This is a genomic window from Acinetobacter sp. UBA3025 (assembly GCF_002367915.1).
Lineage (GTDB): Bacteria > Pseudomonadota > Gammaproteobacteria > Pseudomonadales > Moraxellaceae > Acinetobacter.
The window spans coordinates 1-16,094 of record NZ_DFDO01000121.1; the positions used below are offsets into that span (position 1 = coordinate 1).

A 16,094-nucleotide genomic window follows, 5' to 3' on the forward strand; every position below is an offset into this window, starting at 1 on the left:
GGTTTTTTTATAATCGGCTCCAAAAATTGGCTGATGGCTCTTGGGTCATCAGCCTTTTTGCGTTACAATAATCGGCTCGATTTTTGTTTGCATGATATAAAATTCATACAAATTAAAAATAAACATAATGAACAAACGCTTACCAATATTTTTCATTAAAAAAATATTGTTAAGCGTTTTAATACCACTAAAAATTGCAGCATTTGTAAAGAGTGGTGGCCATATCGGCCAGCGTAATTCCTTCTGAGCCCGTTCTGCAGGCGGGCTTGGTTTACACTTTCCGAGGACTCCAGATGGCATACTCATATACCGAAAAGAAACGGATCCGTAAGAATTTTGGTAAATTGCCTAGCGTTATGGATGCTCCGTACCTGCTCGCGATTCAAGTCGACTCGTACAGAACATTCTTACAAGATGGCAAATCACCAAAAAACCGCGAAGATATCGGTCTCCAAGCCGCATTTCGTTCAGTTTTTCCTATTGAAAGTTATTCTGGCAATGCTGCTTTAGAATTCGTTGAGTATAGTCTTGGTAAGCCTGAGTTTGATGTACGCGAATGTATCCTTCGTGGCTCAACTTATGCAGCACCAATGCGCGTAAAAATTCGTTTGATCCTGAAAGATCGCGAAACTAAATCAATCAAAGACGTACGTGAACAAGAAGTCTACATGGGCGAAATGCCGCTTATGACAGACAACGGTACTTTCGTCATTAATGGTACCGAGCGTGTAATCGTATCGCAATTGCACCGTTCACCGGGCGTATTCTTTGACCACGATAAAGGCAAAACTCACTCAAGCGGTAAAGTCCTTTATTCAGCTCGTATCATTCCTTACCGTGGTTCATGGTTAGACTTTGAATTCGATGCCAAAGACCTGGTCTACGTACGTATTGACCGTCGTCGTAAATTGCTTGCGACTGTGGTGCTTCGTGCGCTGGGTTATGCCAACGAACAAATTCTCGACATGTTCTACGAGAAAGTACCTGTGTATCTGGACATGGGTAGCTACCAGATTGACCTTGTTCCAGAGCGCCTGCGCGGTGAAATGGCACAGTTCGACATTGCTGACAAAGACGGCAAAGTCATTGTTGAACAAGGTAAACGTATTAACGCACGTCATGTACGTCAAATGGAAGCATCTGGTCTTGAGAAGCTTTCTGTTCCTGATGAATACCTGTACGAACGTATCACTGCTGAAGACATCCCACTGAAAGATGGTGATGTGATTGCAGCCAATACTGTTCTAAGCCATGAAATTATGGTGAAAATTGCAGAAGGCGGCGTGAAACAGTTCAACATCCTGTTCACTAACGATATCGACCGTGGTCCATTCATTGCGGATACATTACGTGCTGATACCACAGTAAGCCGTGATGAAGCACTTGTAGAAATCTACAAAGTCATGCGTCCAGGTGAGCCACCAACAAAAGAAGCTGCTGAGAACCTGTTCAACAACCTGTTCTTCTCTTCTGAGCGTTATGATCTGTCTCCAGTCGGCCGTATGAAGTTCAACCGTCGTTTGGGTCGTCCTTACGAAGTGGGTACTGATCAGAAGTCACGCGAAGTTGAAGGCATTCTCTCGAATGAAGATATCACTGATGTATTAAAAACATTAGTAGAAATCCGTAACGGTAAAGGTGAAGTCGACGATATCGACCACTTGGGTAACCGTCGTGTTCGTTCTGTGGGTGAAATGACTGAGAACCAATTCCGTGTAGGTCTGGTTCGTGTAGAACGTGCTGTTAAAGAACGTTTGTCTCAAGCTGAAACTGATAATCTGTCTCCGCAAGACCTGATCAATGCGAAGCCAGTGGCTGCTGCAATCAAAGAATTCTTTGGTTCAAGCCAGTTGTCTCAGTTCATGGACCAAAACAACCCATTATCTGAAATTACCCACAAGCGTCGTGTATCAGCACTTGGGCCTGGTGGTTTGACTCGTGAACGTGCGGGCTTCGAAGTACGTGACGTACATCAAACTCACTATGGTCGTGTATGTCCAATTGAGACTCCTGAGGGTCCAAACATTGGTTTGATCAACTCTCTGTCTGTTTACGCCAAATGTAACAACTTCGGTTTCCTGGAAACTCCATACCGTAAAGTGGTTGATGGCCGCGTAACTGATGACGTTGAATACCTGTCTGCGATTGAAGAAGTAGGTACTGTGATTGCACAGGCCGACTCTGCAGTAGATAAAGACGGCAACCTGTCTGAAGAATTCGTTTCTGTACGTCACCAAGGTGAATTCGTACGTATGCCTCCTGAAAAAGTGACGCATATGGACGTATCTGCTCAACAGGTTGTATCTGTAGCAGCATCACTGATTCCGTTCCTTGAGCACGATGACGCCAACCGTGCATTGATGGGTTCGAACATGCAACGTCAGGCTGTTCCTACGTTAATCGCTGACAAACCACTGGTTGGTACCGGTATGGAAGCGAACGTAGCACATGACTCTGGTGTATGTGTAATCGCGAAACGTGGTGGTCGTATTGAATTTGTTGACGCTTCGCGTGTTGTAATTCGTGTCAACGAAGACGAAATGGTTGCGGGCGAAGCAGGTGTAGATATCTATAACCTGATCAAATACACACGTTCTAACCAGAACACTTGTATCAACCAGAAAGTTCTTGTGAACCTGGGCGATAAAGTAGGTCGTGGCGACGTTCTGGCTGACGGTCCATCAACTGATGGTGGTGAGCTAGCATTGGGTCAAAACATGCGTGTAGCGTTCATGACTTGGAACGGTTACAACTACGAAGACTCGATCTTGTTATCTGAGCGTGTTCTTCAAGAAGACCGTTTAACGTCTATTCACATCCAGGAACTTTCATGTGTTGCACGTGATACCAAACTGGGTGCTGAAGAAATTACTGCCGATATCCCGAACGTGGGTGAAGCAGCGCTTTCTAAACTGGACGAGTCAGGTATCGTTTACATCGGTGCTGAAGTGACCGCGGGTGACATCCTGGTAGGTAAAGTAACGCCTAAAGGTGAAACTCAGTTAACTCCTGAAGAAAAACTGCTTCGTGCAATCTTCGGTGAAAAAGCGGCTGACGTAAAAGACTCTTCTTTACGTGTTCCATCGGGTACTAAAGGTACTGTGATCGACGTTCAAGTGTTTACACGTGACGGTCTTGAGAAAGACGAACGTGCTCAGGCAATTGAAAAAGCTCAGCTTGATGCTTACCGTAAAGACTTGAAAGAAGAATACAAAATCTTCGAAGAGGCAGCACGCGAACGTATTGTCCGTCTGTTGAAAGGTCAGGAATCTAACGGTGGCGGTACTACTAAACGCGGTGACAAACTGTCTGAAGAATTGTTATCTGGTTTAGAGCTGGTTGATCTGCTTGATATCCAACCAAGTGATGAAGCAATTGCTGAACGTTTAACTCAAATTCAAGTGTTCTTAAAAGAGAAGAGCCTTGAAATTGATGAGAAATTTGCTGAGAAAAAACGCAAACTTTCTACAGGTGACGAACTGACAACTGGCGTATTGAAAGTTGTTAAGGTTTACCTGGCCGTTAAACGTCGTATCCAGCCTGGTGATAAGATGGCGGGTCGTCACGGTAACAAGGGTGTAGTTTCTAACATCCTGCCTGTTGAAGACATGCCGCACGATGCCAATGGTGTACCAGTAGATATCGTACTGAACCCGCTCGGTGTACCATCACGTATGAACGTCGGTCAGATTCTGGAAACTCACTTGGGTATGGCAGCCAAAGGTCTTGGCGATCAAATCGACAAGATGCTGAAAGAACAGCGTACAGTTCTTGAACTGCGTGATTTCCTAGACAAGATTTATAATAAGGTTGGCGGTCAGCAAGAAGATCTTGACAGCCTGACTGATGAAGAAATCTTGAAGTTGTCTGGTAACTTGCGTAAAGGTGTTCCTCTGGCAACTCCAGTATTTGACGGTGCTGAAGAAGGTCAGATCAAAGAATTACTTGAGCTTGCTGGTTTGTCACGTACAGGTCAAACAGTATTGTATGATGGCCGTACTGGTGAACGTTTCGACCGTCCTGTAACTGTAGGTTACATGTACATGCTGAAACTGAACCACTTGGTTGACGACAAGATGCATGCGCGTTCTACTGGTTCTTACTCTCTAGTAACGCAACAGCCGCTGGGTGGTAAAGCACAATTCGGTGGTCAGCGTTTCGGTGAGATGGAAGTCTGGGCACTGGAAGCATACGGTGCAGCATATACGCTTCAAGAAATGCTTACTGTGAAGTCGGATGACGTTGAAGGCCGTACCCGTATCTATAAGAACATTGTAGATGGTAACCATTATATGGACCCAGGTATGCCTGAATCGTTCAACGTATTGACCAAAGAGATCCGTTCTTTAGGTATCAACATTGAACTGAAAAATGGTGACTAAGAAATCTCCCCCGACCCATCTTTAAGAAAGAGGGGAGAAAGTCCCCCTTTATAAAGGGGGATTTAGGGGGATTCTTGAGATTCCCGAATTTCAGTAAAAAACAATATTTGTGACCCAGTCGGGAAGTGAAAATCTCCTCGACACACGGAGAAAAAAATTGAAAGACTTGCTCGATATCATGCGCAAAAAGACGGATTCCGACGGTCATGCTCCAGTAGAGTTTGATCGCATCCGTATTGGTCTTGCGTCACCAGAAATGATTAAGTCGTGGTCTCATGGTGAAGTTAAAAAGCCAGAGACCATTAACTATCGTACGTTCAAGCCAGAACGTGACGGTTTATTCTGTGCCAAAATCTTTGGTCCAGTAAAAGATTACGAATGCTTGTGTGGTAAATACAAGCGTATGAAATACAAAGGCGTCATTTGTGAAAAATGTGGCGTTGAAGTAACAACTGCGAAAGTTCGTCGTGAACGTATGGGTCACATCGAGCTTGCGTCTCCAGTTGCACACATCTGGTTCTTGAAATCACTGCCTAGCCGTATCGGTCTTCTTTTAGACATGACGCTACGTGATATCGAACGCGTATTGTATTTCGAATCTTACGTTGTAACTGACCCAGGTATGACTCCATTTGAGAAATACCAACTTCTTAACGATGAAGAATACTTCAATGCGTTAGAAGAACACGGTGATGAATTCACTGCGAAAATGGGTGCAGAAGCGGTTCAAGACTTGCTTAAAGATATCGATCTTGAAGCTGAAATTGCGCGTCTTCGTGAAGAAATTCCAAACACAACTTCAGAAACTAAGCTTAAAAAAGCTTCTAAGCGTCTGAAATTGATGGAAGCATTCAACGATTCGAACAACAAGCCAGAATGGATGGTGATGAACGTACTTCCTGTACTTCCACCAGATCTTCGTCCGCTTGTACCACTTGAAGGTGGTCGTTTCGCAACGTCTGACCTGAACGACCTTTACCGTCGTGTGATCAACCGTAACAACCGTTTGAAACGTCTTCTTGACCTTGCGGCTCCAGATATCATCGTACGTAACGAAAAACGTATGTTGCAAGAATCTGTAGATGCATTGCTGGATAACGGTCGTCGTGGTCGTGCAATTACTGGTTCTAACAAACGTCCGCTTAAATCTTTGGCAGATATGATCAAAGGTAAACAAGGTCGTTTCCGTCAGAACTTGTTGGGTAAACGTGTCGATTACTCTGGTCGTTCGGTAATTACCGTAGGTCCAAGCCTGCGTTTACACCAATGTGGTCTTCCTAAGAAAATGGCGCTTGAGCTGTTCAAGCCATTTATCTTTGCGAAACTGCAAGCATCTGGTCAGGCTACAACCATTAAAGCTGCGAAGAAAATGGTTGAGCGCGAAACTCCAGAAGTTTGGGACGTTCTAGCATCTGTGATTCGTCAACATCCAGTGATGTTGAACCGTGCGCCAACACTTCACCGTCTAGGTCTTCAAGCATTCGAACCTATCCTAATTGAAGGTAAAGCGATCCGTCTTCACCCGCTCGTATGTGCTGCGTTCAACGCCGACTTCGATGGTGACCAAATGGCGGTACACGTACCATTAACACTTGAAGCTCAGTTAGAAGCTCGTGCGTTAATGATGTCGACCAACAACATTCTGTCTCCAGCGAACGGTGAGCCAATCATCGTACCGTCTCAGGACGTTGTCTTGGGTCTTTACTACATCACGCGTGATGCGGTAAATGCCAAAGGTGAAGGCATGGTGTTCGCGGACACTGACGAAGTAAACCGTGCGCTTGCGACTGGTCAGGTGGATATGCACGCTCGCGTGAAAGCACGTGTACACCAAACCGTGATCAACGAAAACGGCGAACGTGAACAGCAAACGATTATCGTAGATACGACTCCTGGTCGCTGTCTGCTTTGGGAAGTTGTGCCTGAAGGTATGGACTTCCAGCAAATTAACGTTGAGATGACTAAAAAGAACATCTCTAAGTTAATCAACTCTTGCTACCGTAAACTGGGTCTGAAAGACACTGTTATCTTCGCTGACCAATTGATGTACCTTGGCTTCCGTCAAGCGACTCGTTCTGGTGTTTCTGTGGGTATGGAAGACATGGTCATTCCACCACAAAAACAAGCGATTATCGGGAAAGCAGAAGCTGAAGTTCGCGAAATCGAACAACAGTTCGAACAAGGTTTCGTAACTGCCGGCGAACGCTATAACAAAGTTGTCGATATCTGGGCGCGTACAAACGACCAGGTAGCGAAAGCGATGATGGACAACTTGTCATTCACGACTGTTAAGAACAAACAGGGTGAGGATGAGAAACAGAAATCATTCAACAGCATCTACATGATGTCTGACTCTGGTGCCCGTGGTTCCGCAGCTCAGATTCGTCAGTTGGCTGGTATGCGTGGTCTGATGGCGAAACCGGATGGTTCGATCATTGAAACGCCTATTAAAGCGAACTTCCGTGAAGGTCTGACAGTACTTCAGTACTTCATTTCAACACACGGTGCACGTAAAGGTTTGGCCGATACAGCACTGAAAACAGCGAACTCTGGTTACCTGACTCGTCGTCTGGTAGACGTTGCGCAAGACTTGGTCATCACTGAGCCGGATTGTGGTACGTTGTCTGGTCTTGTCATGACTCCGTTCATTCAAGGCGGTGACGTGATCGAGAACCTGGGTACTCGAGTACTGGGTCGTGTAGTAGCTGAAGATGTGAAACGTGCAGGTACTGAAGAAGTTATTCTGCCGCGTAACACATTGATCGACGAAAAACTTGCAAACTACCTGGAAGAGCAAGGTGTCGACGAAGTTAAAGTACGTTCAGTGGTATCTTGTGAATCTACTTTCGGTGTTTGTGCGAAATGTTACGGTCGTGACCTTGCACGCGGTCACTTGGTAAACCCAGGTGAATCTGTAGGTGTTATGGCTGCTCAGTCGATTGGTGAGCCGGGTACACAGTTAACCATGCGTACGTTCCACGTAGGTGGTGCTGCGAGCCGAACTTCTGCTGCAAACAGCGTACAAGTTCGTAACAAAGGTACTGTACGTTTCCACAACGTGAAAACTGTACAACATGCCAAAGGTCACTTGGTATCAACTTCACGTTCAGGTGAAATCGGTATTGCAGATGACTTAGGTCGTGAACGTGAACGTTACAAACTGCCATACGGTGCGTCTATCTTGCTGAAAGATGGCGAAGCTGTAGAAGCAGGCGGTATCGTAGCGACTTGGGATCCGCATACACATCCACTTGTAACAGAAGTAGCTGGTAAAGTTCGCTTCAGCCAAATCGCTGATGGTGTAACTGCAACATCGAAAACTGATGATGCAACTGGTATGACCACTGTTGAAATCTTGCCTGTAACAGCACGTCCTGCTTCTGGTAAAGATTTACGTCCAGCTGTTGTGCTTGACACAGTAGATGGCGGCGAACAGTTCTACTTCTTGCCACAGAACACCATTCTTTCTGTCCGTGATGGCGAAACAATTGGTGTGGGTGACGTAATTGGTCGTGTACCACAAGAATCTTCACGTACTCGTGATATTACCGGTGGTCTGCCACGTGTTGCTGACTTGTTCGAAGCACGTAAACCGAAAGAACACGCAATCCTTGCAGAAGTGTCAGGTGTTGTAAGCTTCGGTAAAGAAACCAAAGGTAAAAACCGTCTGGTGATTACTCCGGATGATGGTTCTGAGATCTACGAAGAGCTGATTCCGAAATGGCGTACCATTAACGTGTTCGAAGGCGAGCATGTGAACCGTGGTGAAACTATTTCTGATGGTCCACAGAACCCGCATGACATCTTACGTCTGAAAGGTGAAGTGGCGTTGACCAACTACATCGTGAACGAAGTTCAGGACGTTTACCGTCTGCAAGGTGTAAAAATCAACGACAAGCATATTGAAGTGATCGTACGTCAGATGCTGCGTAAAGTTGATATCACTGACGGTGGCGATACAAGCTTCATCAAAGGTGAACAAGTGGATTACATCCGTGTGATGCAAGAGAACCAAGCTGTTCTTGCGCAGAACAAGTTCCCTGCGAAGTTTGAACGTCAATTGATGGGTATTACCAAAGCGTCGCTTTCTACTGACTCGTTCATCTCTGCTGCATCGTTCCAGGAAACTACTCGTGTGTTAACTGAAGCGGCCGTAACAGGTAAAGAAGATGATTTACGTGGTCTGAAAGAAAACGTAGTTGTAGGTCGTCTGATCCCAGCGGGTACAGGTCTGGCTTACCACTTAGAGCGTCGTCGTCAAGAAGCAGAAGCTGCAGAATTTGAACTGCACAATGACTTCTCTGATGTGGATCAAGCGTTGAGCCAAGCATTCAGCGATGAATTTAACGGTCTGTAATTAGCCGCTAAATCATTTTAAAAAGCCACCTTCGGGTGGCTTTTTTATTTCCTAAAATTATTCATATTTATATCGCTAGAAAAGGTCAAATGATCTGAAAGTTACTTGTCCTAAATATGGAGAAATCATCAATAAAACATGATCTTTCATGCGCTCTTTACAAAATAAATCATGAGGGTTTCAAGATTTAACATCTTGTTATGAATCGCTCCTTAAAATCAGGTTAATCTTAAGTCAAAGCACGAAGGAAGGCCAAGATCATGAAAAAGTTAATGAGCGTAATGGCTGTTGCAACTATCTCCACTTTTATGTTGGCAGGTTGTGAAAATATGTCTGCTAAAGATCAGCGTATTGGCGCAGCTGCGCTCGGTGGTGCAGTGGGTGGTGGTGTAGGTAACAGAGTGGGTGGTGGTGTTGGTGCAGCAGTTGGTGGTGGTGCCGGTGCAGCAGTCGGCAGTAAAGCTCAAGGTGGTTCAAACCGTAATGCGACCTATAGTGGTGTCGGTGGTGCTGTAGGTTCTGCAGTGGGTAAAAGCATCTTTGGCGGTACAGGTGGGGCTGCAATTGGTGGTGCCATCGGTGGTGGTGCTGGTGCGGCGATCGAACAGAATAACCGTCGTCGTTAATCGGCAGAACTATCCTCCAGATCGATTTAAAAGCGCCTCCATGGCGCTTTTAGTTTATTTATATTTCGTTATTTAGCTTCTCGAGGCTTGGCTTTGCTCTGTTTAAGGCGGATATAAACGGTCTTTTGTACTTCAGCGATACGCACACCGGAATCATCATAAATATTGAGCTGATACTGGCGATAAACCGGACTATGGTCAGCTGCCAGATCTTTCACTGTTTGTACCTCCTGTTTGGAAATCCGGATGTCCGCATAGACCGTTCCACGTCCTGGCGCTAAAAATTGAATGGTAGAGCTTTTATCCCAAACAATGTATTTTGGACCCAGATGGTGCATCAGCAATAACATATAAAACGGATCGACCATGGAATACAGGCTGCCACCAAAATGTACTCCGACAATATTCTGATTCTTGCGAGTCAGTGGCATTTTCACGCGAACGTGATAATTGGCAAAGTCCATTTCATCAATGACAATGCCTGCTCCACGGTAAGGGGCATAGCGATTCAGTATAAATTTGGATAACAAGGGCAGTTGCTGAATTTTTCGTAATAGGCTCATGCGGATATTCTTTTTTCTGGTCTCGTATGCATACTAGAACAACAAAAATAAGCTGGCATTGATAAATCGTGCCTATTTCAACAATAAAAGAGTCAATCAGCGAATAAGGATACATCTATGCAAAGACATAGCCAGTGGGTAGATACCAGCGATCATCAACGTCTCTATGTGAAAACCTGGGGCGAGCCTGAACAACCAGCTTTAGTGCTGGTTCATGGTTATCCTGACCATCAGGATGTTTGGGAAGCGGTGATTTCTCACCTTGTTCAGGATTATTTTGTGGTGACCTATGATGTGCGCGGAGCAGGAGACTCCAGCGTTCCCAAGAAAATTCGGGATTATCGTCTGGAACGTCTGTGTGCAGATTTAGAGCAAGTGGTCGATCAGGTCTTGCCGGGACGAACTTTCCACCTCGCGGCTCATGACTGGGGGTCAATCCAGGCTTGGGAAGCGGTCACCGAACCTAAATTTAAAGGCCGGATTTTGTCTTTCAGCACCATGTCAGGTCCATGTCTGGATCATGCTGCTTTCTGGATGCGTGAACAGTTTAAACAGCATAAGATCAAGTTCTTTAAACAGATGACCAAGTCCTGGTATATCGCGGTATTCCAGTTGCCTTTTATAGCGCCTACTGCATGGAATTTTTTTAATGCAGAACGTTGGGGCAAAAAAATCAGTCAGCTGGAACAGCAAGGTAATCTGCCGCTAAACCAGAATATTGTCAAAGATGGAAAATATGGCGTTAATCTGTATCGGGCGAACTTTCTACCACGTTTATCTCGACCTAGACAGCGTTTTGCGGTCTGTCCGGTACAGGCAATTGTGCTCAAAAAAGACCAGTTTGTTGGCCCGGATCTGATTGATGAAATGCCAAAATGGGTGGAAGATTTTTCCAGGGTAGAATTAAATGCCAATCACTGGGCGATTTTGAGTCAGCCGGAACAGGTGGCTCATCTAATCCATAATTTTATTCAGCAAAAATTAACAGCAACTACTTAATATGGAGATTGGGAACGTGACTCGGCAAGGGATAAGTGGAAGAATTTTTATCCGGATTTTCTGATAAAATAGCCGTTTTCTCTCATTCCCAATTCATTATGTTCGCAATTCTTGCTGCTATTGGAGTCATGTTTGGACTCTCATTGGCACGTGTACCTGTGGTTTTTGCCCTGGTCATTGGTGCTGTTACGGGTGGTTTGCTGGCAGGTCTTGGCCTCCAGGGAACTTTAGATGCATTTAACAATGGTCTGGGCGGCGGCGCTAAAATTGCCTTGGCTTATGGCATCCTGGGTGCTTTTGCTTTGGCCTTGGCACGTTCCGGTTTGCCTGACTTGCTGGCCTATAAAATGATTACCACCTTAAAAGGTGAGGCATCAGAAAAGGCACAGAACAAGGTTAAATATCTGATCTTCTGTACCGTCGCATTGGCTGCCGTTTTCTCGCAAAACGTGATTCCAGTGCACATCGCCTTTATTCCGGTTCTGATTCCACCGTTATTGCTGGTATTTAACCATCTGAAGCTGGATCGCCGTTTGGTGGCCTGTCTGCTGACCTTTGGTCTGGTGGGAACATATATGTTGGTTCCAGTCGGTTTTGGTGCCATCTTCCTGAATGATATTTTGGGCCATAACATCAATACCTTTGGTAAGCCCTATGGCTTTGAGATTACTTATGACCAGATTTCCGCTGCGATGGCGATTCCGGTCTCAGGTATGTTCGTGGGTTTGCTGGTGGCCATGTTTATCAGCTACCGTAAGCCGCGTCTCTATAAAGATATCCATGTGGAACAGCAGCAAAGTATCTCTGCTGAACTGGGTGTAGAACAAAAATCAGCGAAACCACAAATTGCCAAACTGACCATCTGGATGGCAGCGGTTGCTGTCTTTGCAACCCTTGCAGTACAGCTCTATTCAGATTCGATGATTCTTGCCGGTCTGGTCGGTGTCGCAATCTTGAGTTGTGCTGGAATCTTTAAATGGAAAGAAGCAGATGATGTGATCATCACCGGTATGCGTATGATGGCCTTGGTTGGCTTTATCATGATTGCCGCGCAAGGTTTTGCTGCCGTAATTGAAGCGACTAATCAGGTACCCGCCTTAGTCGCAGCTTCGGTAAACTGGATTGGTGATAGCCAGGCACTGGCTGCTTTCCTGATGTTATTGATTGGTCTGCTGATTACTTTGGGTATCGGTTCATCATTTTCGACTGTGCCAATTCTGGCGATTATCTATGTACCGCTCTGTATTCAATTTGGTTTTAGTCCTGCAGCAACTATTGCAATTATCGGGACTGCGGCTGCTTTGGGCGATGCCGGTTCTCCAGCATCAGATTCAACTCTAGGCCCAACATCCGGTCTGAATATGGATGGTCAGCATGACCATATGAAGGATAGTGTGGTTCCAACCTTCATTCATTTTAATATTCCACTTATGATTTTTGGCTGGATTGCAGCTATGGTTCTGTAAGTCCTTTTTATAATCTGCTCTGATATAAATCGGAGCAGATTTGCCTAGATTTAAAATAAATTATAAGATGTATTTAAAATATATGTTTAAATAAAAAAATTAATATAAACCTGATTATTTTACTCTGAATATTATTATTTTAATCTGATTAAATTACTGGGTATTTAAAACCAACCAATATAGTCAATTTAAAATAAATATTTAATAATTACATATACTTAAATAATAAATAAAATTTAGTTTTATAATATCTATTGCATATTAATTTAAGCCATGTTTATTATTAATTAAGAAATATTTTCTTAATAATTATTCTTCCCTTGGGGGTATTTTAAAATGTTAAAGCAAGTAGCTATTATTGCATTAATGGGTCTTTCAGCATCTGCGATGGCAGGGCAATGGCAAGTGAAAGTGGGGGCTTCTGTATTAGCACCTACTCAGGAAACTGACCTGATTCCTGGTGTAGTTGAAGATGCTAAAGCAAGTAGCGAACTCAATTTTACTCCTTCAGTCGAATATTTCTTCAATGACAATATTTCAGCCGAATTATTATTGGCTACCCCATTTAAACATGATGTTGAGATGGCGGGTGATGTGAAAATTGCATCATTAAAACATCTACCACCAACAATCACAGCCAAATATAATTTTAAAAATTCAAGCCGCTTTACTCCATATATCGGTGTAGGTGCTACTGTATTCATTCCATGGGATGAAGAATTTAGCCAAACTGCAAAAGACGCATTAGGTGTAGCAAAGCTTGATGCAGATGTTGCTTATGGGGTAGCTGGCCAAGTCGGCTTTAACTTCCAGCCAGCGGATGCAAAAAACTGGGGTGTCTTTGTTGATGCACGTTATGCAGACTTAGATACAGATCTGGAAGCAAAGACTGCTGATGGGACAAAAATTAATTTAGGTGAATTTGGAATCGATCCTTGGGTGTATACAATCGGTTATAGCTATAAATTCTAAGCTCCAATTTTTTGGTTCATTTTTTCCAAAAGCCTCATCCTGAATGGGGCTTTTTTTCAAAATAACAACGATTTATAACGTATTGAAATTGAGCAGATTGGCAATACTCAAATATATTAAAACGAATAAAGTAAATATTAATTGAATACGACTTAATAATAAGGAAGATCAAAGCATGAGTTTTTTGTCGAAGAGTCTTTTGATCTTCAGCACGCTGTTTATTTCACAGAGTTATGCTGCCAGTTTTAATTGTCAGAAAGCGACAACCGCGACTGAGAAAACAATTTGTGAACATCGTTTGCTGAATGATGCTGATGTCAAAATGAGTACCAGCTATAACATCTTGCGCCGTATGGTGCCGATGGGAACACGTTCGGTGATTCAACGCGATCAGGTGAAATGGCTGCAGTTCCGTGACCGCTGCCAGGAATCCGTATCCTGTTTGAGTCAGGTTTATAACATGCGTCAGCAGCAGCTGGATCTGCATTTTGATCGTATCTATAAAATGGGGCCTTATTAAGTCTTGTCCATCCCATCAATTAAACTGATAAAAATGAAAGCCATAAAAATATTTTTTGCGAAAAAATTATTTTGAGGCTATTGAAAATTATTGAACTCACTCCATTCATATAGGCAGCAGTTAACATCTGTATCTAAAATAATAGGAGTGATTCATGAGCGATTTAAGCGTACAAAAACACAGTTTCCAGGCTGAGGTAGCGCAGTTACTGCACCTCGTGACCCATTCGCTTTATTCAAATCCTGAAATTTTCCTGCGTGAATTAATTTCTAATGCTTCAGATGCGTGTGACAAATTACGTTTTGAAGGGATCAACCATCCTGAATATTATGAAAATGATCCTGACCTCCGCGTACGTGTCAGCCTCGATCCAGAAAATAAAACTATTACCATTTCAGATAACGGGATCGGTTTAAGCCAGCAAGAAGCCATTGAAAATTTGGGGACAATTGCCAAATCTGGTACCAAAGACTTTATGTCAAAACTGACAGGTGATCAGAAAGCTGATGCTCAGCTGATTGGCCAGTTTGGTGTCGGCTTCTACTCAGGCTTTATTGTGGCTGATAAGATTACTGTAGAATCACGCCGTGCCGGTACGGATGCCTCAGAAGGGGTGCGCTGGATCAGTGGCGGTACCGGTGAATTCGAAGTTGAACAGATCACCAAAGAAGGTCGTGGTACCGATATTATCCTGCATCTACGTGAAGATGCGCTGGATTATCTGCAAAGCTATAAAGTCAAACAGATCATTAATAAATATTCAGATCACATTAGCCTGCCAATCCAGATGCAAAAAGAAGTCTGGCAGGAAGAAGAAGTTGCTGAAGGTGAAACACCAAAAGGCGGTCAATATGTGAAGACCGATGAGTGGGAAGCAATTAACTCGGCTAGCGCATTGTGGACTCGGAATAAATCTGAGATTACTGAAGAGCAATATACCGAATTCTATAAAAACCTAACCCATGATTTTGCTGCACCATTGGCTTGGGCGCATAACCGTGTTGAAGGTAGTACTGAATATACCCAACTGCTTTATATCCCAAGCAAAGCGCCACAGGATATTTTCACTCGTGAAGCCAAGGCCGGCATCAAGCTCTATGTGAAACGTGTCTTCATTATGGATGATGCGGATAACCTGATTCCAAACTATCTGCGCTTTGTACAGGGCGTGGTAGACAGTGCCGATCTGCCATTAAATGTGAGCCGTGAATTGCTGCAGGAAAGCCGTGATGTGAAAACCATCCGTGAAGGTAACACTCGCCGTATTCTGACAACTTTGGATAATCTGGCAAAATCTGAAGATGAAAAAGATCAGGAAAACTTCAAAACTTTCTACCGCGAATTTGGTGCGGTGCTGAAAGAAGGTCTGGGAGAAGATTTCGGTAATCGCGAACGCATCTTGAAACTGCTGCGCTATGCAACTTCGACCAATGATGAGGTGAGCACTTCATTGGCAGACTATAAAGCACGCATGAAAGAAGGCCAGAAAGCGATTTACTACATTACCGCTGAAAGCCTGAATGCTGCGAAAAACTCACCGCAACTGGAAGTATTCAAGAAAAAAGGCATTGAAGTATTGCTGATGTCAGAACGCGTCGATGAATGGGCAATGAACTTCGTGCATGAGTTTGATGGTACCCCATTGCAAAACGTATCTAAGGGTGCAGTCGACCTAGGTGATCTGCAAGATGCAGAAGAGAAAAAAGCACTGGAAGCTGCTGCTGAACAGTTCAAACCTGTGGTTGAAAAGCTGACAGATTCTTTGAAAGACAAAACCAAAGAAGTACGTGTAACGACTCGTCTGGTTGATTCACCAGCCTGTCTGGTCACAGGGGAAGGGGAGCTTTCTCCACAACTGATCCGTATGCTGAAAGATGCAGGTCAGCCTGTACCGGATGTGAAGCCGATTCTGGAGATTAACCCGGAGCATCCATTGGTGAAAAAACTGGAAGGTTCTGCCCAGTTTGATGATCTGGCCAATGTGATCTTTGATCAGGCAATGATTGCAGAAGGTGGTCTACCAGAAAATCCGGCTGAGTATGTAAAACGTATTAACAGTCTATTGTTGGGTTAATTTTTATATTTCAAAAATCCCTCTACGGAGGGATTTTTTATGTTCTGAATTTAGCGCTTAAAACTTGGATTCCCCTTTAATGATTTAAAAAAGCGATAGCCAGAATAAAAAAATACCTTTAAGTTTTAAATCTGA

9 protein-coding genes are annotated in these 16,094 nt (G+C 44.0%); 8 read left to right on the forward strand and 1 reads right to left on the reverse strand.

Annotated elements, in window-relative coordinates:
* Positions 1-293 precede the first annotated feature (293 nt).
* The 3 genes from rpoB to B4J23_RS05265 all read left to right on the forward strand — a co-directional run bounded on the left by rpoB (position 294) and on the right by B4J23_RS05265 (position 9,365).
* Entirely contained in the window at positions 294-4,382 is a 4,089-nt protein-coding gene (gene rpoB, locus B4J23_RS05255) for a DNA-directed RNA polymerase subunit beta (RefSeq protein WP_004781674.1), read from the forward strand.
* Between the two features lie 157 nt (positions 4,383-4,539).
* Positions 4,540-8,739 carry a DNA-directed RNA polymerase subunit beta' gene (gene rpoC, locus B4J23_RS05260; protein WP_004781676.1) on the forward strand — a complete coding sequence of 1,400 codons (4,200 nt, stop codon included), beginning with the start codon at positions 4,540-4,542 and terminating at the stop codon, positions 8,737-8,739.
* A gap of 260 nt (positions 8,740-8,999) precedes the next feature.
* Positions 9,000-9,365 (forward strand): DNA transfer protein p32, encoded by a 366-nt coding sequence (locus B4J23_RS05265; protein ID WP_034170980.1) that lies wholly within the window; start codon positions 9,000-9,002, stop codon positions 9,363-9,365.
* Between the two features lie 68 nt (positions 9,366-9,433).
* Here the strand turns inward: B4J23_RS05265 and B4J23_RS05270 are convergent, their stop codons facing one another.
* A complete protein-coding gene (locus B4J23_RS05270) occupies positions 9,434-9,928 on the reverse strand; it encodes a DUF4442 domain-containing protein (protein ID WP_291359111.1) in 495 nt (164 codons plus the stop codon).
* Between the two features lie 117 nt (positions 9,929-10,045).
* On the opposite strand from B4J23_RS05270, the gene B4J23_RS05275 reads away from it, so the two are divergent.
* From B4J23_RS05275 to htpG, 5 genes are all read left to right on the forward strand, one after another.
* Complete coding sequence (locus tag B4J23_RS05275; protein ID WP_291359112.1) at positions 10,046-10,927, forward strand: alpha/beta fold hydrolase; 882 nt, start codon at positions 10,046-10,048, stop codon at positions 10,925-10,927.
* Between the two features lie 98 nt (positions 10,928-11,025).
* Entirely contained in the window at positions 11,026-12,393 is a 1,368-nt protein-coding gene (locus B4J23_RS05280; RefSeq protein WP_291359113.1) for a Na+/H+ antiporter family protein, read from the forward strand.
* Between the two features lie 336 nt (positions 12,394-12,729).
* Positions 12,730-13,365, forward strand: coding sequence for an OmpW/AlkL family protein (locus B4J23_RS05285; RefSeq protein ID WP_291359114.1), 636 nt, complete (start codon positions 12,730-12,732; stop codon positions 13,363-13,365).
* A gap of 175 nt (positions 13,366-13,540) precedes the next feature.
* On the forward strand, positions 13,541-13,885 hold the full coding sequence (locus B4J23_RS05290) for a lysozyme inhibitor LprI family protein (protein ID WP_034170983.1): 345 nt from the start codon (positions 13,541-13,543) through the stop codon (positions 13,883-13,885).
* 154 nt (positions 13,886-14,039) lie between these two features.
* Positions 14,040-15,959: a molecular chaperone HtpG gene (gene htpG / locus B4J23_RS05295; protein WP_291359115.1), complete on the forward strand. Its 1,920-nt coding sequence runs from the start codon at positions 14,040-14,042 to the stop codon at positions 15,957-15,959.
* Positions 15,960-16,094 lie beyond the last annotated feature (135 nt).